Annotated in this window: 17 protein-coding genes; 7 read left to right on the top strand and 10 right to left on the bottom strand. The window is 73.6% G+C overall.

The window, feature by feature from the left end:
* Positions 1 to 30 precede the first annotated feature (30 nt).
* The 3 genes from ACSDG8_RS12505 to ACSDG8_RS12515 all read left to right on the top strand — a co-directional run bounded on the left by ACSDG8_RS12505 (position 31) and on the right by ACSDG8_RS12515 (position 3,422).
* Positions 31 to 543, top strand: coding sequence for an Lrp/AsnC family transcriptional regulator (locus tag ACSDG8_RS12505; RefSeq protein ID WP_210896593.1), 513 nt, complete (start codon positions 31 to 33; stop codon positions 541 to 543).
* Between the two features lie 148 nt (positions 544 to 691).
* Positions 692 to 2,038 carry an aspartate aminotransferase family protein gene (locus ACSDG8_RS12510; protein ID WP_128137035.1) on the top strand — a complete coding sequence of 449 codons (1,347 nt, stop codon included), beginning with the start codon at positions 692 to 694 and terminating at the stop codon, positions 2,036 to 2,038.
* Positions 2,039 to 2,042: 4 nt separating this feature from the next.
* Positions 2,043 to 3,422: an NAD(P)/FAD-dependent oxidoreductase gene (locus ACSDG8_RS12515; RefSeq protein ID WP_439427897.1), complete on the top strand. Its 1,380-nt coding sequence runs from the start codon at positions 2,043 to 2,045 to the stop codon at positions 3,420 to 3,422.
* 120 nt (positions 3,423 to 3,542) lie between these two features.
* Here the strand turns inward: ACSDG8_RS12515 and ACSDG8_RS12520 are convergent, their stop codons facing one another.
* Entirely contained in the window at positions 3,543 to 3,911 is a 369-nt protein-coding gene (locus ACSDG8_RS12520; protein ID WP_210896599.1) for a DUF3499 domain-containing protein, read from the bottom strand.
* A gap of 153 nt (positions 3,912 to 4,064) precedes the next feature.
* Here ACSDG8_RS12520 and ACSDG8_RS12525 point away from each other — a divergent pair, with 153 nt between their 5' ends.
* Positions 4,065 to 4,514, top strand: coding sequence for a metallopeptidase family protein (locus ACSDG8_RS12525; RefSeq protein WP_018787548.1), 450 nt, complete (start codon positions 4,065 to 4,067; stop codon positions 4,512 to 4,514).
* Between the two features lie 82 nt (positions 4,515 to 4,596).
* Here the strand turns inward: ACSDG8_RS12525 and ACSDG8_RS12530 are convergent, their stop codons facing one another.
* From ACSDG8_RS12530 to ACSDG8_RS12555, 6 genes are all read right to left on the bottom strand, one after another.
* Positions 4,597 to 4,857: a WhiB family transcriptional regulator gene (locus ACSDG8_RS12530; RefSeq protein ID WP_013284161.1), complete on the bottom strand. Its 261-nt coding sequence runs from the start codon at positions 4,855 to 4,857 to the stop codon at positions 4,597 to 4,599.
* 460 nt (positions 4,858 to 5,317) lie between these two features.
* Positions 5,318 to 5,656, bottom strand: coding sequence for a phospholipase (locus ACSDG8_RS12535; protein WP_210896600.1), 339 nt, complete (start codon positions 5,654 to 5,656; stop codon positions 5,318 to 5,320).
* Between the two features lie 12 nt (positions 5,657 to 5,668).
* A complete protein-coding gene (locus ACSDG8_RS12540) occupies positions 5,669 to 7,066 on the bottom strand; it encodes a DUF4331 domain-containing protein (protein WP_210896602.1) in 1,398 nt (465 codons plus the stop codon).
* A gap of 72 nt (positions 7,067 to 7,138) precedes the next feature.
* On the bottom strand, positions 7,139 to 7,435 hold the full coding sequence (locus ACSDG8_RS12545) for a hypothetical protein (protein WP_210896604.1): 297 nt from the start codon (positions 7,433 to 7,435) through the stop codon (positions 7,139 to 7,141).
* Between the two features lie 155 nt (positions 7,436 to 7,590).
* Positions 7,591 to 10,116, bottom strand: coding sequence for a bifunctional FO biosynthesis protein CofGH (locus tag ACSDG8_RS12550; protein WP_210942759.1), 2,526 nt, complete (start codon positions 10,114 to 10,116; stop codon positions 7,591 to 7,593).
* A 159-nt stretch (positions 10,117 to 10,275) separates the two neighbouring features.
* A complete protein-coding gene (locus tag ACSDG8_RS12555; protein WP_210896608.1) occupies positions 10,276 to 11,229 on the bottom strand; it encodes a hypothetical protein in 954 nt (317 codons plus the stop codon).
* Positions 11,230 to 11,328: 99 nt separating this feature from the next.
* Here ACSDG8_RS12555 and cofD point away from each other — a divergent pair, with 99 nt between their 5' ends.
* Positions 11,329 to 12,276 (top strand): 2-phospho-L-lactate transferase, encoded by a 948-nt coding sequence (gene cofD, locus ACSDG8_RS12560; protein WP_210942758.1) that lies wholly within the window; start codon positions 11,329 to 11,331, stop codon positions 12,274 to 12,276.
* The gene (locus ACSDG8_RS12565; protein WP_210896611.1) at positions 12,273 to 13,358 is read left to right on the top strand and encodes a coenzyme F420-0:L-glutamate ligase; all 1,086 of its coding nucleotides are present in this window, start codon (positions 12,273 to 12,275) and stop codon (positions 13,356 to 13,358) included. Before cofD ends, ACSDG8_RS12565 begins: the two co-directional genes overlap by 4 nt.
* A 57-nt stretch (positions 13,359 to 13,415) precedes the next feature.
* Here ACSDG8_RS12565 and ACSDG8_RS12570 read toward each other — a convergent pair whose 3' ends face one another.
* Entirely contained in the window at positions 13,416 to 14,405 is a 990-nt protein-coding gene (locus tag ACSDG8_RS12570) for an ArsR/SmtB family transcription factor (protein ID WP_210896614.1), read from the bottom strand.
* A gap of 299 nt (positions 14,406 to 14,704) precedes the next feature.
* Between ACSDG8_RS12570 and ACSDG8_RS12575 the strand changes: the two genes are divergently transcribed.
* Positions 14,705 to 15,280 carry an NUDIX hydrolase gene (locus tag ACSDG8_RS12575; RefSeq protein ID WP_210896616.1) on the top strand — a complete coding sequence of 192 codons (576 nt, stop codon included), beginning with the start codon at positions 14,705 to 14,707 and terminating at the stop codon, positions 15,278 to 15,280.
* A 58-nt stretch (positions 15,281 to 15,338) separates the two neighbouring features.
* Here ACSDG8_RS12575 and ACSDG8_RS12580 read toward each other — a convergent pair whose 3' ends face one another.
* The gene (locus tag ACSDG8_RS12580; RefSeq protein WP_210896618.1) at positions 15,339 to 16,430 is read right to left on the bottom strand and encodes a mannose-1-phosphate guanylyltransferase; all 1,092 of its coding nucleotides are present in this window, start codon (positions 16,428 to 16,430) and stop codon (positions 15,339 to 15,341) included.
* A gap of 64 nt (positions 16,431 to 16,494) precedes the next feature.
* Positions 16,495 to 17,640 (bottom strand): glycosyltransferase family 4 protein, encoded by a 1,146-nt coding sequence (locus ACSDG8_RS12585; RefSeq protein ID WP_209960083.1) that lies wholly within the window; start codon positions 17,638 to 17,640, stop codon positions 16,495 to 16,497.
* Between the last annotated feature and the right edge of the window lie 46 nt (positions 17,641 to 17,686).

The following is a 17,686-nucleotide window of genomic DNA, read 5'->3' on the forward strand; positions in this document are numbered from 1 at the left end:
GATACGAAGAATCGGACACGAGGAGCGTCGATGGTCAACCGGCACCAGGAGAACTCCAACGGCGGCCGTCGGGTCACCGTGCGTGAAGGCTCCAATCACGTTCTGCTGGACGACGTGGCCAAGCAGATCATCGAGCAGCTCCAGGAGGACGGACGCCGCCCGTACGCGAGCATCGGCAAGGCGGTGGGCCTCTCCGAGGCCGCGGTACGCCAGCGGGTGCAGCGGCTGCTCGACGCGGGCGTCATGCAGATCGTGGCGGTCACCGATCCGCTCCAGCTCGGCTTCCCCCGCCAGGCCATGATCGGGCTGCGCACCGACGGCGACCTGGAGTCGGTGGCCGACCGGCTGGCCGAGTTCGAGGAGATCGACTACGTGGTGATCACCGCCGGCTCGTTCGACCTGCTGGCCGAGGTGGTCTGCCGCAACGACGCGCACCTGCTGGAGATCCTGCAGAAGCTGCGCGGCGTGCCCGGGGTGCTCTCCACCGAGGCGTTCGTCTACCTGAAGCTGCGTAAGCAGACCTACAGCTGGGGCACCGCGTGATGCGGATTCCGTTGACGGGAAAGTAATGCGGCGCTGAATCCGTCGCGGCGAGGCTTGTTCACTTGCCTTATCGGCATCGCCTGTGGGATAACCGTGGGCAGAGCGGCCGGTGTCACCCCTGACCGGCCCGAGACCCGATGGGGCTGACATGGCCAACGCCACCGACCACCTGTGGATGCACTTCACCCGCATGGCGAGCTACCCCGCCGGCGAGGTTCCGACAATCGTCCGGGGCGAGGGCGCGTACGTCTGGGACGCGCAGGGCCGCCGCTACCTGGACGGGCTGGCCGGGCTGTTCGTCGTCAACGCCGGCCACGGCCGCACCGAGCTGGCCGAGGCCGCCGCCAAGCAGGCCGGCGAGCTGGCCTACTTCCCGCTCTGGTCGTACGCCCACCCGAAGGCCGTCGAGCTGGCCGAGAAGATCGCCACGCTCACGCCCGGCGACCTGAACCGGGTGTTCTTCACCACCGGTGGCTCGGAGGCCGTCGAGGCCGCGTGGAAGCTGGCCCGGGCCTACTTCAAGCGCACCGGCAAGCCCACCAAGCACAAGGTGGTCAGCCGCTACATCGCCTACCACGGCACCTCGATGGGCGCGCTGTCGATCACCGGCCTGCCCGGCATCAAGACCGACTTCGAACCGCTGGTCCCGGGCGGCATCAAGGTGCCGAACACCAACTTCTACCGGGCCCCCGAGCACGGCGACGACGCCGAGGCGTTCGGCCGGTGGGCCGCCGAGGAGATCGGCCGGGCGATCGAACGGGAGGGGCCGGAGACTGTCGCCGCCGTCTTCCTGGAGCCGGTGCAGAACTCCGGCGGCTGCTTCCCGCCCCCGCCCGGCTACTTCGAGCGGGTACGCGAGATCTGCGACGCGTACGACGTGCTGCTGGTCAGCGACGAGGTGATCTGCTCCTGGGGCCGGCTCGGCGAGTACTTCGGCGCCGTCCGCTACGGCTACCAGCCGGACATCATCACCACCGCCAAGGGCATCACCTCCGGCTACGCCCCGCTCGGCGCGATGATCGCCAGCGAGCGGCTGATGGAGCCGTTCCTCACCGAGACCGGCATGTTCGCGCACGGCGTGACGTTCGGCGGCCACCCGGTCTCCTGCGCGGTCGCGCTGGCCAACCTGGAGGTGTTCGCCCGCGAGGACCTGATCGGGCACGTCCGGGCCAACGAGGGCGCGTTCCGGTCCACCCTGGAGAAGCTGCACGACCTGCCGATCGTCGGCGACGTCCGCGGCGACGGCTACTTCTACGGCATCGAGCTCGTAAAGGACAAGACGACCCGGGAGACGTTCGACGAGGCCGAGTCGGAGCGGCTGCTGCGCGGCTTCCTCTCCACCGCGCTGTTCGACGCCGGGCTCTACTGCCGGGCCGACGACCGGGGCGACCCGGTGGTGCAGCTCGCTCCGCCGCTGATCGCCGACCAGCAGCACTTCGACGAGATCGAGCAGATCCTGCGCGCGGTGCTGACCGAGGCGTGGTCCCGGCTCTGAGCCGATGACCGGCTACCGGCACCTGTCGTACTGGCTGTCCAGCCTGGACGAGCCGCTGACACCGCGACCCGGGTTGCCCGGCGACACGGACGCCGACGTGGCGATCGTGGGCGCCGGGTACACCGGGCTGTGGACGGCGTACTACCTGGCCGAGGCCGACCCCACGCTGCGCGTCGTCGTGCTGGAGCGGGAGATCGCCGGGTACGGCGCGTCGGGGCGCAACGGCGGCTGGTGCTCCGCGCTGTTCCCCACCTCGCTGCCGGCGCTGGCCCGGCGCCACGGCCGGGACCGGGCGCTCGCCCTGCAACGGGCCATGCACGCCACGGTCGGCGAGGTGGGGCGGGTCGCCGCCGCCGAGGGCATCGACTGCGCCTGGCGGGCCGGCGGCACTGTGACGCTGGCCCGAGGCGAGGCCCAGCTCGCCCGGGCCCGCGCCGAGGTCGACCAGGCCCACGCGCACGGGCTCACCGACGACGACCTGACGCTGCTCGACGCCGCCGAGGCCGCCGCGCGGTGCGACGCCGAGGGGGTACGCGGCGGCACGTACACGCCGCACTGCGCGGCCGTGCACCCGGCGAAGCTGGTCCGGGGCCTGGCCCGGGCGGTGGAACGCCGGGGCGTACGCGTCCACGAGCGCACCCCGGTGACCGCGCTGCGGCCGGGCGCGGCGGTGACCCCGGCGGGCGCGGTCCGGGCCCCGGTAGTGGTCCGCGCCACGGAGGGCTACACGCCGGGGCTGCCCGGCCAGCGGCGGACGGTCGCGCCGGTCTACTCGCTGATGGTGGCCACGCCGCCGCTGCCCGAGGAGACGTGGGCGCGGATCGGGCTCGCGGAGCGGGAGACGTTCTCCGACTACCGGCACGTCATCGTGTACGGCCAGCGCACCGCAGACGGCCGGCTCGCGTTCGGGGGGCGGGGCGCGCCCTACCACTACGCCTCCCGGGTCCGGCCCGGCTTCGACCGGGAGCCCCGGGTGTTCGCGGCGCTGCGCCGCACGCTCGGCGAACTGTTCCCGGCGCTCGGGCCGGACGTGCCGGTGACGCACGCCTGGGGCGGGCCGCTCGGCGTGGCCCGGGACTGGGCCGCGTCGGTGGGGCTGGACCGCCGCACCGGGCTCGCCTGGGCGGGTGGCTACGTCGGTGACGGCGTCGGCACCAGCAACCTCGCCGGTCGTACGCTGGCCGACCTGATCCGGGGCGTGGACAGCGACCTCACGGCGCTGCCCTGGGTGGGCCACCGCTCCCCGCGCTGGGAGCCGGAACCGCTGCGCTGGCTCGCGGTGAACGCCGGCCTGCGGGTGATGTCCTCAGCCGATCGGAGCGAGCACCGGACGTCCCGCCCGTCCCGCCGAGCCGATCTCTTCAACCGCTTCCTGGGCCACTGACCGCGCCCGGCCCTCCGCCCCGTTGATCATGAAGTTGGCGGCACTCAGGGAGATCGAAAACGCCGTCAACTTCATGATCGACCGACGGCAGCGCCGGGCCGGGGGCCGGCGCTGGGTGGGTCAGTGGTGGGGCGGGATGACCCGGAGGTGACCTCGGCGGCCCTGCTGGGGGGTCTGGGGCTTGCCGGGCTCGTCCTCGGGCGGGCGGGGCGGGGCCGGGCGGGCGGCCTCGCGGACCGCCTCGGCCAGCGCCACCAGGTCGTCAGTGGTGGGCGGCGGCGGCTCGAACTCGCCCTCGTGCCGCACCACGTCCCAGCCGCGCGGGGCGGTCAGGCTGCGGGCGTGCGGCTCACACAGGTCGTACGTGTGCGGTTCGGCGAACGCGGCGAGCGGGCCCACCACCGCCGTCGACTCGTTGTAGACATAGGTCAATGTGGCGACCGCTTGCCGGGGGCAGCCGTTACGGGAGCAGCGCCGTGGTGACCTCACGGCGGCAGGGTATCCCCATTACCGGGTCCGGCGCACCGCTTCGCGTTACGACACGCCCGTCATGGTGATCACAATTCCTCCGATCGGCGCACCGGCGCGCCGGGCGGCCGCGCGACGGCGGGCGGGCCGCCGCTCCGGGCTACCCTGTCCGTCATGACGAGCCCGCAGAACCGCCGCCCCGGCTCCGGCCGGCGCACCCACCGTGACCGGCACGGTCGCGGGTTGCGCGGGCGGCTGGTGCCGGCCACCGTCCCGCTGGCCCGCACGAAGGCCGAGGTCTTCGACGACCTGGTGCTCGACACGGTGGAGACGCTGGAACGCCGGTTCGCCAAGGAGCTGGCCGGGGTGGAGTTCGCGGTCGAGGACGTTCCGCCGGACCTGAACGTCTACGACTCGGACGTGCTGGAGGACGGCGAGGTGCCGCTCGCCCGGCTGCTGCCCGGGCGGCCCGGCCGCCAGGAGGTGCCGCCGCGGATCGTGCTCTACCGGCGGCCGCTGGAGTTCCGCGCGATGGACCGCGAGGACCTCGCCGACCTGGTCCACGACGTGATCATCGAGCAGGTGGCGAACCTGCTCGGGGTGGACCCGGACGAGCTGGCCTGACGCCGCCACCCGGCCGGCCCCCGCCGGCCGGACAGCGACCCGGGCCCGGGCGGCCCCCACCGCCCGTCGGCCCGTACGTGTGTCAGGCGGCGACCCGCCGCTTGAGCTTGCGCCGCTCCCGCTCGGAGAGGCCACCCCAGATTCCGAACCGCTCGTCGTGGCCGAGCGCGTACTCCAGGCATTCCGTCTTCACTTCGCACCGCGAGCAGATGCGCTTCGCCTCGCGGGTCGAGCCGCCCTTCTCGGGAAAGAACGCCTCCGGGTCGGTCTGCGAGCAGAGCGCCCGCTCCTGCCACTCCGGCGCGTTCCCGAGCAGGTCGGCCACCTCGAGCTGGCCGTCCATCGATTGCCTCCTTGTCGCGCACCGGCGTCATTCGCCGCTGCAACCCCCCACGCGAAAGGCGTGCCTGTCCGTACGGTCACCATTTGTTGCGTTCCGTGCGAACAACCCCATTCAAATTACACGCGTGTAATGCGCGCGCCGTCAAGCCAAACTTGATAATGGAGTCGCCCTCCCGACACGTCCGGGACGACCGACGCGGTCGCCCGTAGCCTCGCAACCTGCCCTATCGATTCAGACCCCGGACGAGTAACGCCCTCCCCGGCGAGTTGCCAGAAGTTTTCTGCCGTGGCGCACCGTCGGCGGGCCGGCCGGACGCCCCCGCCGGCCGCTCGTACCAAGATCAGAATTGGTGGGGCAAAGGGTAACGCGCCCGCCGCGGTACCGCCCGTCGAGCCGTCCAACGCCGACTGCGCCCCGTCCACCATGTGGACGGGGCGCAGTCTCCGGCGCGGTCGCCGGTTCAGTCCATGCGGGCTGGTGAGCTGGTTGGCCAGACGAATTCGGCGATGCACCCGCCGGTGACCGAGATCGCGCCGGCCGATGTGCTCTCGTCCCACCAGACGGTATAGACACCCGCCTCCAGGTCCGGGTAGACGGCACTGTGGAAGACCCCGTCCAGGACGTGCCGCTCACGTACCGCGGAGTGGGTCCGCGGTCCGTCGAGGTCCGCCCGGCTGATCTCGATCTCCCGGCCGTGCAGGTCCCGGCCGGTGTGGATGATCAGCGCGCCCCGGTTGCCGCCGAGGTCGAGCACGACGCTGCCGACCTGCGAGGGGCCGAGATCGTGATGGTGTGACATCCGCGCCTCCCGTCAGGACTTCTTCGCCTGCGGGTTGCCGAACCCGTCGTACGGCGTGCCGAGGAACGGAAAGTCGGCCAGGAACGGCGCGGTGACGTCGGCCGCGCTCAGCCCCGGCGTGACCGCCGCCGCGGCGGCGTCGGGCCGGAACGTCTTGTCCACCAGCGGCACGGTCAGCCCGGCGATGGCGCGCAGCGCGATGGTCACCACGTCGTCGGCGACCCGGCGGCCGTTCGGGAAGCCGGCCAGGTCGCCGCCGAGCACGCCGAACCGGTCCGGGGTACGGCTGGGCCGGATCGCCGTGTTCAGCCGCAGCATGTCCGCCTGGACGTCGCCTGTGGTGTTGGCGAAGCCGTCGATCAGGCCGGCCGGGATGCCGGTGAGCAGGATCGCCACCAGGTCGGCGCGCGGCTTCTTGGACTTGTTCAGCGCGTCCAGACTGGGGAACACGCCCGGGTAGAGCGCCGGCAGCAGCGCGGCCAGCTCCGGCCGCTCGACGAACCCGGCGAACCGCTTGTCCTCCGACGGCGGCAGCGTGTTCCACACGTCCTTCCTGGACATCGGCACGATGACCTCGTTGAACAACGGGTTACCGAGCCGCGACACCTGCGTGAAGGGGCCGGCGGCGGTGTCCGCGGCGACCCGGTCGCCGAGCACCCGGACCTGCTGGCGGGACGCGCTGGTCCACACTCCGATGGTCGAGGCGCGGTCCGCGACGCCGTAGCGCGCGGCCTTGCGGCGTACCTGGCTCAGCGGCACCTGCACGGCGAGGCTGTGCACGTTCAGCCGGTCCAGCGAGTTCACCGGCTCGCCCTCGGCCTGGAACAGCTTCTTGCCGGCGACGTGCAGCTGCTGGAACGGCCGCAGGGTGCCCAGGTCGAACACCGCGCCCAGGTCGACGAAGAAGCCGTCGGCCCGCTGGCCGGCGAAGACCTTCTCACCGGTGGACAGCTTGAACGTCGCCTGGCGTACGAGGTTCTGGTACTTCGGTGTGGACAGCGGCCCGACGTTGCAGGGCGGGCAGGGCAGCTTGTGCGCCAGTACGCGCGCCCGGCCGTCGGCGATCCGGGTCAGCCGGTAGAACTGCCGCCGGTTCCAGTTCTTGCTCTCCAGCGACTCGATCGGCCCGGTGTTGTAGAGAAAGCTGTTCTGGTTCGTGATCTCGGTGGTGAATTCGAAACGATAGGTGACGTCCGGATTACCGTCGCCGTCGTTGTCGATGTGAATCTCGTACCGGACGTCGTCGCCGAACTCGAAGAAGTTCGGGCCGCCGGACGGCAGTTGCAGCGGCACGTAGTTGGCGATCAACGTGACCGTGTCCGGCTGGCTCGGCGTGACGAACGCGTACAGGTCGGAACTGTCGGCGACCGGATCCTTGGCGATCTCCGGGGCCTCGCGGTGAGAGGACATGGCGGACGCACCTTCGTCGGGGGAACGGAAGACGGAACCGGCGCCGGGAGCCCACGCCGGTGGAGGGTGGGATCAGCGCCGGCCGGCGGCGCGCACCAGGCGGTCGGCCAGGCCGCGGTCGCGGACCTCGACCCTTGTCGTGCCGACGAAGACGTCCATCACGCCGGTGGCGGCGTCGCGGAGGTGGACCACGATCGGCTCGTCGCGCCGGCTCGCCGTGGGGGCGTTCTGCGCGGCGGACAGGCCCGGCACGGTGAGGGCGGCGGCGCCCAGTGTCGCGCTCGCCGCGGCGGTGAGCGTCTGCCTGCGGGTCAACCGCGGCCAGGTCCGCCGTTTCTTCGGCGCGTCGGTGGTCTCGTCAGTGCTCATCGGCAACCTTTCCGGACCGGCGCCGCAGCGCCGCAACGGGCCCGGGACGCCCGGACACCCGCCGGGCCCCCGGATCGGGGGTCACCGGCGGCGGTCCTCGCCGAAACCGCCGCCGGCATCCACAGGTACGGCGGGCGACGGGGAAAGGTTCGACCTCAGGCGCCGGCGTGACCGTACGCGGTCGTCCGCTTGCGGAACGGGCGGCCGGCGGCGGTGGCGATCGCCCGCAACTGCTCCTCGGTACGGGCCGAGCCGTTGCCCGAGCCGGCCATCCGGGAGATGGTCTCCTCCATCAGCGTGCCGCCGAGGTCGTTGCAGCCGCCGCGCAGCATCGACACCGTGCCCTCGTCGCCGAGCTTCACCCAGGAGCACTGGATGTTGTCGATCCGGCCGTGCAGCAGCAGCCGGGCCATCGCGTGCACCGCCCGGTTCTCCCGCCAGGTCGGCCCCGGGCGGGCGATGCCGGCCAGGTAGATCGGCGCGTTCGTGTGCACGAAGGGCAGCGCCACGAACTCGGTGAACCCGCCGGTGCGGTCCTGCACGCCGGCCAGCACCCGGAAGTGGGCGAGCCACTGGCCCGGGTGGTCCACGTGGCCGTACATCATCGTGGAGCTGGACCGGATGCCCAGCTCGTGCGCCGTGCTCACCACCTCGACCCAGGCGGCGGCCGGCAGCTTGCCCTTGGTGAGCACCCAGCGCACGTCGTCGTCGAGGATCTCCGCGGCGGTGCCCGGGATGGTGTCCAGCCCGGCCTCGCGGAGCTGGAGCAGCCACTCCCGCACCGGCACGCCGGCCTTCGCGGCGGCGGTGACGATCTCCATCGGGGAGAAGGCGTGCACGTGCATGCCCGGCACCCGCGCCTTGATCGCCCGGACGATGTCGGCGTAGCCGGTGACCGGCATCTTCGGGTCGATGCCGCCCTGGAGGCAGACCTCGGTGGCGCCGGCCGTCCACGCCTCCTCGGCCCGGTCGGCGACCTGTTCCAGCGAGAGCCGGAACGCGTCGGCGTCGCTCTCCCGCTGGGCGAACGCGCAGAACCGGCAGCCCACGTAGCAGACGTTCGTGAAGTTGATGTTCCGGTTCACCACGTAGGTCACGTCGTCGCCGACCGCGTCCCGGCGCGCGTCGTCCGCCAGTCGGCACAGCTCGTCGAGCGCCGGGCCGTCCGCGCCGAACAGCGCCAGCGCCTTCGCCTCGTGCGCCGGCGTCAGCAACGCGGCCGGGTCGTCCGCGGCCAGCCGCAGGCCCGCGCGCAGGTCGGCGTCCGCGCCACCGGCAAGGGGTACGCCCGAGCGCGCCTCCGGCGCCACCTTGCCGGCCACCTCGGTCCAGTCGCCGTAGACGCTGTCGAAGTCGCCGCGCCGGTCCTCGGTGCGGCCGGTCACGTCAATGGTGGCGTGCAGGTCGGTGCGACCGCCGTAGGTCTCCTCCGGCTCCTGCCAGGGCAGTCCCACCGGGCGGGCCTCCTCGACCGCGAGCCCGGTGGCCGGGTCGGCGAGCGCCGTGACGTGCGGCAGCACACGCGGGTCCAGCCACGGGCCACCCGCGCGGACGTACTCCGGGTAGACGGTGAGCCGCTCGCGCAGCGTGAACCCGGCGCTCGCGGTACGCGCCGCCAGCTCCTCCAGGTGCGGCCAGGGCCGCTCCGGGTTGACGTGGTCGGGCGTGACCGGGGAGACGCCGCCCCAGTCGTCGATGCCGGCGCGCAGCAGCAGGTCGTACTCGCCGGCGATCAGGTTCGGCGGGGCCTGGATGCGGGCCTTCGGGCCGAGCAGCACCCGGGCCACGGCCACGGTGGCGGCCAGGTCGTGCAGCTCCGCGTCCGGCATGCCGCGCATCGCGGTGTCCGGCTTGGCGCGGAAGTTCTGCACGATCACCTCCTGGAGATGGCCGTACTCCCGCATCGCCCGGCGGATCGCGAAGATCGCGTCGACCCGCTCGGCCCGGTTCTCGCCGATCCCGATCAGGATGCCGGTGGTGAACGGCACCCCGACCCGGCCGGCGTCGTCGAGCACCCGCAGGCGTACCGCGGGCTCCTTGTCCGGTGAGCCGAAGTGCGGGCCGCCCGGCTCGGACCACAGCCGGGTGGCGGTGGTCTCCAGCATCATGCCCATGCTCGGCGCGACCGGCTTGAGCCGCTGCAACTCCGACCAGGTCAGCACGCCCGGGTTCAGGTGGGGCAGCAGGCCGGTCTCCTCCAGCACCGCCACCGCGCAGGCGCGCAGGTAGTCCAGCGTCGAGTCGTACCCCCGCTCGTCCAGCCACCGGCGGGCCGCCGGCCACCGCTCCTCCGGCCGGTCGCCGAGCGTGAACAGCGCCTCCTTGCAGCCCTGCGCGGCGCCCTCGCGGGCGATCGCCAGCACCTCGTCGCGTTCCAGGTAGGCGGCGGGCAGCCGGTGCGGCACGGTGGCGAACGTGCAGTAGTGGCAGCGGTCCCGGCAGAGCCGGGTAAGCGGGATGAAGACCTTCTTCGAGTACGTGACCACGCCCGGTCGCCCGGCGTCGCGCAGCCCGGCGTCGCGGATCTCACCGGCGACCCGGAGCAGCTCGTCGAGCATCTGCCCGCGCGCGGCGAGCAGCGCGCCGGCCTCGTCGGCGTCGAGCGCCCGGCCGGTGGCGGCCCGTCCCAGCGCCCGCCGGACGCTCGCCTCGGTCGGTTCGGGGTCGCTGCGATCAACCATCCGCCCAGCCTATGTGCTGCCGGGCGGCGGGCCGCCCGGGCCCGCTCGTGGTCCGGGCAACGGGACGGCCCGCGTGGCCCGCCTCACAGCGGGACCGGCGCGGGCCGTCGATCGTCTGCCGTCCGGCGGGCGGCGGCACTCCGCCGCCCGCCGCGCGGCTCAGCGGGGCTGGTTCGGGTCCTCGCGGTCGAACCGCTGGGTGCGCTCGTCGTCGGCGGCGGGCGACGGCGCGCCCGGCTCGGCGGACTGGCGCGGGATCGCCTGCGTCGGGTCGGCCGACGGCGGCTGGCCGAACGGCGGCGCGGACTGCGGCGAGCCGTACTGGGGCGCCTGCTGCGGACCGGCGTACGGCGAGCCGGGCTGCGGGGCCGACTGCTGGTCGGCGAACGGCGGGCCGGACTGCGGGGCGTGCGGCGGCGCGGTGTTGAACGGCGGCGCCGACTGCGGCTGGCCGTACGGGCCGGGCTGCTGCGGCCACCCGGGCGGGGGCGAGCCGGCCTGCGGGTAGCCCTGGCCCGGCTGCTGCTGCTGCGGGTAGCCGCCCGGACCGGGGTAGCCGCCGGGCTGACCCTGCTGCGGCCAGCCGGGCTGGGGCTGGCCGTACACGCCGGGCTGCGCCTTCGGCTTCGGCACGTAGTAGAGCGTGCGCCAGATCTTGAACACCACGAACGCGGCGACCGCGAAGATCGCCAGCCAGGCCGCGCGGGTCAGCAGACCGAGGAACGCGTCGAGCACCTCACCGTCGGCGAGCCGGCCGACCAGCCAGATCAGGAACGTCAGCGCGCCGAACACGGCGGACACGGCGTACTCGACCAGCGCCACCTGCGTGATCAGCTTGGCCTTCGGCACGACCGGGAGGATCACGGTGGCGATCAGGACGGCGAGCAGCGGCAGGACCGTCGCCTCCAGGCCGACGAAGCTGAAGTACGTGCTTCCCGCCCGGCCGCTGAACGTGCTGTAGTCGTCGACCGGCACCAGCAGGCGCAGCAGGCCGACGAAGAGCAGCACGGCGTTGGCGCCGAGAAGGACGAGCGCGGCCAGTTCGCGCAACGGTTTGATCAACTGGCTGGCCTGCGCGGCGTCACCGGACGCGGGCTCGGCGGGGCTGGTCACGGACTCCCCCAGGGGACGAAAGCGGACAGTTGCCGAAGTGAGCGTAGTCTCTCCGGCCACCGAACGATCGACGGCGGCGCGTGCGGAAGGATGGACGCCATGCGCATCGTGGTTCTGACCGGCGGCATCGGGGGCGCCCGTTTCCTGCTCGGCGTGCGGGCCTACGCCCGCGAGGTGGGCGCCGAGGTGACCGCCGTGGTGAACGTCGGCGACGATCTGCTGCTGCACGGGCTGAAGGTCTGCCCAGACCTGGACAGCGTGCTCTACACGCTCGGCGGCGGCGCCGACCCGGAGCGCGGCTGGGGCCGGGTGGGCGAGACCTGGACGGTGAAGAACGAGCTGGCCGCGTACGGCGCGGAGCCGAGCTGGTTCGGCCTGGGCGACAAGGACATCGCCACCCACCTGGTCCGCACCACGATGCTCAACGCCGGCTATCCGCTGTCCCAGGTCACCGAGGCGCTGGCGGCGCGCTGGCAGCCGGGCGTACGGCTGCTGCCGGCCACCGACGACCGCCTGGAGACCCATGCCGTCGTCACCGACGAGCAGGGCCGGCGGGCGATCCACTTCCAGGAGTGGTGGGTGCGGTACCGCGCCGGCGTACCCACCGACCGGTTCGTCTTCGTCGGCGCCGACGCGGCGAAGCCCGCGCCCGGCGTGGTGGAGGCGATCGCGGCCGCGGACGTGGTGCTGATCGCGCCCAGCAACCCGGTCGTCAGCATCGCCCCGGTGCTCGCCGTGCCCGGTCTGCGCGACGCGGTGACCGGCGGGCCGGCCCCGGTGATCGGGGTGTCGCCGATCATCGGCGGCGCGCCGGTACGCGGCATGGCCGACCGCTGCCTCGCCGTGCTCGGCGTGGAGTGCAGCGCGGCCGGTGTGGGCGGCCTCTACGGCGCCCGGTCCGACGGCGGGCTGCTCGACGGCTGGCTGGTCGCGCCGGAGGACGATGGCACGGCGGTGCCGGACGTGGTGGTCCGCGCGGCGCCGCTGCGGATGACCGACGAGGCGGCGACCGCCGCGATGGTGCGCGCCGCGCTGGAGCTGATGTGAGGCTGGAGATCCTGCCGGTGCAGGGCATCGGCGACGTGACCGAGGGCGACGACCTGGCGGCGCTGATCGCCGGCGCGGCGCCGTGGCTGCGCGACGGCGACGTGCTGGTGGTCACCAGCAAGATCGTGTCGAAGGCGGAGGGCCGGCTGGTCGACGTGCCCGCCGACGGCCCGGAACGCCTCGAGGCGCGGGACCGGATCCTGGACGGCGAGACCGCCCGGGTGGTCGCGACGCGGGGCACCACCCGGATCGTGCAGACCCACCACGGGTTCGTGATGGCCACCGCCGGCATCGACGCGTCGAACGTGGACAAGACCCGGCTGGTGCTGTTGCCGGCCGACCCGGACGCGTCCGCGCGGGCGTTGCGTGCCGCGTTGCGCGAGCGGTACGGCCTCGACGTCGCCGTGATCGTCAGCGACACCATGGGCCGCCCGTGGCGCAACGGGCTCACCGACGTGGCGCTCGGGGTGGCCGGCATGCCGGCGATCCGCGACCACCGGGGCGAGGTCGACCCGTACGGCAACGAGCTGTTCGTCACCCAGATGGCGGTGGTCGACGAGCTGGCCGGCGCCGGCGAGCTGATCAAGGGCAAGTGCGACCAGGTGCCGGTCGCCGTGGTCCGCGGTTACCTGGGCACCCCCCGGGACGACGACGAGGGCGCCCGGGCGCTCGTCCGCGACGCCTCGATGGACCTGTTCTCGCTCGGTACCGCCGAGGCGCGTGCCGCCGGCCTGCGGGAGGCGGCGACGCTGCCCGACCGGACCGGGCCCGAGCCTGCCGACCCGGCCGCGGTGCGGCGGGCGATCACCGCGGTCGCCGACGTGGTCGCCCCCGGCACCGTCTTCACCCACGTCACCGACGACGAGGTACGCGCCGGACTCGCCGCCACCGTGCCCGGCTGGCCCGCCTCGGCCACCGGCCTGCTGCTCGGCGCGGCGCCGACCCCGCTCGATTCGGCGGACCTGGTCCGGTTCGGCGCGGACGTGCAACGCCTGCGTGCCGCGCTGGCCGCCGAGGGAATCGGGTCCGTCCTGCTCCCGCCCCCGGGCGGCAGCGCCGCCAGCGCCACGCTGGCGCTCTGACGCGCTGCCCTGCCGGGGCGGGGTTCGGCGTGGCGGGTGGCGGCCCGGTGGGTGCCCTCAGGCGTCGAGGACGGCTCGGCCCAGCGGCGTCAGCGTGTGCAGGACGGTGTTGCGCTCACGCTGGCTGACCAGCAGCCCGGCGTTGCGCAGCACTGTGGTGTGCTGGCTGGCCGCGGCGGCGGAGATGTGCAGCCGGCGGGCCATCTCGCCGGTGGTGCAGCCCTCGTCGGCGGCTTGGAGCACCCGCGACCGGGTACGGCCGAGCAGGGCCGCGAGCGCCTCGCCCTGCGGGGACACGCCGACGCCGGACGCCGGTGTCAGCCCGGCGAGCCGGTCCACCGGGTAGACGAGCACCGGGGGCAGGGTCGGGTCGACGAGCGCCACCGGGGTACGCGAGCAGAAGAACGACGGGACGAGCAGCAGCCCGCGCCCGTCCAGGTGCAGTTCCCGGGTGTCCGGATAGTCGAGCACCTCCAGCACGCCGGAGTTCCACCGCATGTTCGGCCGCAGGCTGGCCAGCAGCCCTTCGGCGCCGCCGTCGAGCATGGCGCGGGCGCGCCGGGCCCGGTCCGCCTCGACAGCTGCCTGCACCCGGGCCCAGTACGGCGTGACGGCCAGCGACTGGTATCGCGCCATCGCGTCGGTGAGGTGGTGCAGCGTCTCCGGCTCGCCCCGGGCGAGCGCGGTCGCCGAGGACGGCAGCGTGGTCTCCTCGGCGAGCCGGGTCAGGTCGCGGCGCAGCATGTCGACAGGGGTGCCCCGGACGGCGTCCAGCCCGACCTCGAAGCCCTCCCGGCTGGCGAACGGGGTGAGGAAGTCGGGGAAGTAGCCGCGCGGCGGGTTGAGCGCGAGGAGCAGGCGGTACTGCTCGGCGCCGCTGTCGGTGCGCAGCCCGTGGGCCACTGTGCGTCGCCACGTGGTCATCATCGGGTCGCGGCCGCGCCCCTGGAGCAGGTGCAGGCTGAGGACCAGCTCCCAGAGCGGGTCCGCGGCCGGGGCGACCCGGGTCCGCAGGACGTCCTCGCTCGAGAAAATGATCTTCAACATGGAGTGCTCCCGTGCGGACGGCGGGGGTGCCCGCCTTGCCTCGCACTTTACCCGCCGGCACTAATCTCCATATTTAAGCCTCAGGTGAAAGACCTCGACGGCGAGGTGACCGGTTCGGCAGACTCTTCCTTGCCCGCCGACGCCGGGGCGCAATGTCGACCCGGTCGCCGGCTGACGGGCGTGGCCGGGCGGCACCACGAGGGTCTGCGACATCGTCGCAGGGGTGCCGCCCGGCCTTCGCTCGTCCGCTGGCGGGTCGCCGCGCCGGCGTACCGCGGTGGCGCTCGTAGAGTGTCCGGGTGCCCGACACCGACCTCACCACGTACGCCGGCCTGCACGCCGACGCCGTCGCCACGCTGAGCCGCTGGACGGCGACCAGCCCGGCCGCCGCCGCCAACCGGGACCGGACGCTGGCGCTTCTCGCCGACGGGCCGGTGGCGATGAGCCGGACACACCGCGCCGGGCATGTCACCGCCAGCGCGCTGGTGCTCGACCCGGACGGCCGGGTGCTGCTCTGCCTGCACGGCAAGATCCGCAGGTGGATGCAGCTCGGCGGGCACTGCGAGCCCGGCGACCGGACGCTCGTTGCCGCCGCGCTGCGCGAGGCCACCGAGGAGTCCGGCATCACCGGCCTGACCGTCGAGCCGGAGCCCATCGATGTGGACATCCACCAGGTCGCCTGCCAGGGCGGGTCGTTCCACTACGACGTCCGGTACGCGGCGCTGGCCCCGGCCGGGGCCGTCGAGCAGGTGAGCGCCGAGTCCGAGGCGCTCGGCTGGTTCCCGCCGGACCGGCTGCCCGAGCCGCTCGCCCACGCCACGGCCCAACTGGTGCCGCCGGCGCTCGCCGTGCTGGCCCGCCACGCCGCCCGCTGACTCGCCGTGCTGGCCCGCCACGCCGCCCGCTGAGCGGAGGCGGGCCGTCCCGGCCGGATCAGACCAGGCCCTCCTCGCCGCGTTCCTTCAGCTCGTCCACGACCTTCTTCACGTCCTGCGCGCGGTCACGCGGGCAGACCAGCAGCGCGTCCGGGGTGTCCACCACGATCAGGTCGCGCACCCCGACGGTGGCGACGAGCCGGCCGGAGTGCGGCACCACGACAGTGCCGGTGGTGTCGTGCAGCAGCACGCCCGGCTTCGCGTCGCCACCCAGCACCACGTTCCCGGCGCCGTCGGCCGGCAGCACCTCGCCGAGCGTGTGGAAGTCACCGACGTCGTTCCAGCCGAAGTCACCCGGCACGGTACCCACCCGGCCGGCCGTCGCCGCGCCCTCCATGACCGCGTAGTCCACCGAGATCCGGGGCAGCGTCGGCCAGACCCGGCCCAGCACGTCGTCCTGCTCCGGGGTGCCCCAGACCGCCGCGATGGCGGTGATCCCGGCGTGCAGCTCCGGCTGCTGGCGGGCCAGCTCGGCGAGGAAGACGTCCACCCGCCAGACGAACATGCTGGCGTTCCAGAGGTGCCGGCCGGAGCGCACGTAGACCTCGGCCACCTCCGCAGCCGGCTTCTCCTTGAACTCGCGCACCGGACGCAGCGGGCCGTCCCCCACCGGATCACCGGTCTCCAGGTAGCCGTAGCCGGTCTCCGGGCGGGTCGGGGTGATGCCCACAGTCATCAGCAGCCCCTGCTCCGCGCCCCGGATGGCCTGCCGTACCACCTCGGCCAGCCGGGCCGGGTCGCCGATCAGGTGGTCGGCGGCGAACGAGCCCATCACCGCGTCCGGCGTACGCGCGGCGATCACCGCGGCGGCCAGCGCGATCGCCGCGCAGGAGTCCCGGGGCGACGGCTCGACCAGGATGTTCTCCTCCGGCACGCCGGCCAGCTGCCGAGCCACCGCCGCGGCGTGCGCGGCCCCGGTGACCACGAGCGTGCGCTCGGGTGTGGTCAACGGCGACAACCGGTCGACAGTGGCCTGCAGGAGCGAGGCGGGGGTCCCGGTCAGCGGGTGGAGGAATTTGGGATGGCCGGCACGGGACAGCGGCCACAACCGTGTGCCGCTGCCACCCGCCGGGATGACGGCGTAGAACATCAGCACATCATGCCCGAAGCGGGCGAGTCGTCACGGTCGGTCGCCCGGGGCCGCCCGCCGGCCCTCAGGACCGGGCCCGTCGCCAGGCCGCGATGTGCACGTCCGCGCTGGACTCCCAGGTGAACTCCTTGGCCCGGTCGAACCCGGCCTTGGCCAGCGACAGCCGCCGCGGCTCGTCGTCCAGCAGGGCGGCCAGGTCGGCGGCGATCTGGTCCGGGTCCTCGCTGGTGTACGCCACCGCGTCGCCGCCCACCTCGGGCAGGGACAGGCGCGGCGTGGTGAGCACCGGGGCCGCGCACGCCATCGCCTCCAGGATCGGCAGGCCGAAGCCCTCGCCGTAGGAGGGGTAGGCGGCCACGAGCGCGCCGCCGAGGAAGCCGGGCAGGTCGGCGTAGCGCAGGTAGCCCGGGCGCAGCAGCCGCAGGTGCGACGGCACCTCGGCCACCGCGCGGTCGATGTCGTCGTCGTGCCCCTGACCGCCCGCGACCACCAGCGCCGGCGGGTTCGGCCGGTCGGCCACCGCCCGCGCCCAGCCGCGGATCAGGTTGGGTACGTTCTTGCGCGGCTCCTTGGCCCCGAGGAACGCGACGTAGCTGCTGTCGCCCAGACCCAGGCGGGCCCGCACGCGCGCCTTCTCCTCGTCGCCGGGCGCGTGGAAGGCGTCCTGGTCGACGCCGTGATAGGCGACGTCGATCCGGGTCGGGTCGGCGTCCAGCAGCCGGATCAGCTCGTCGCGGGTGGCCTTGCTCGGCACGATCACCCGGCTGGCCCGCCGCAGCGAGGTCTTGATGGCGCTGCGGAAGAACGTCCGGCGCGACTTGTCGTAGTGCTCCGGCTCGGTGAAGAACGTCGCGTCGTGCACAGTGACCGTCACCGGGCATCCGGCCCGCAGCGGACAGGTGTAGAACGGCGAGTGCAGCACCTCCGCGCCGACCTGCTGGGCCAGCAGCGGCAGGCCGGTCTGCTCCCAGGCCAGCCGCGCCGGCCGGTGCGCCACCGCCGCCGGGGCGGGGATCACCTCGGCGCCCGGCAGCATCCGGGTGTAGCGCTCCAGATCGGTGCGGAGGCTCACCACCGCCAGGTCGACGCCGGTGCCGCAGACCCGGCCCAGCGCGCCGAGCAGTCCGTCGACGTATCTACCGACGCCACCACGGTCGGCGGGGACACTCGTGGCGTCGATGAGAACGCGGGGCGGGCGACCGGCGGTCACGGGGCGGCTCCTCAGATGGCGCAGTTGTGGGGAAGAACACTGTCGG

Origin of the sequence: Micromonospora sp. LA-10 (assembly GCF_051853095.1) — a bacterium.
Lineage (GTDB): Bacteria > Actinomycetota > Actinomycetes > Mycobacteriales > Micromonosporaceae > Micromonospora > Micromonospora echinospora_A.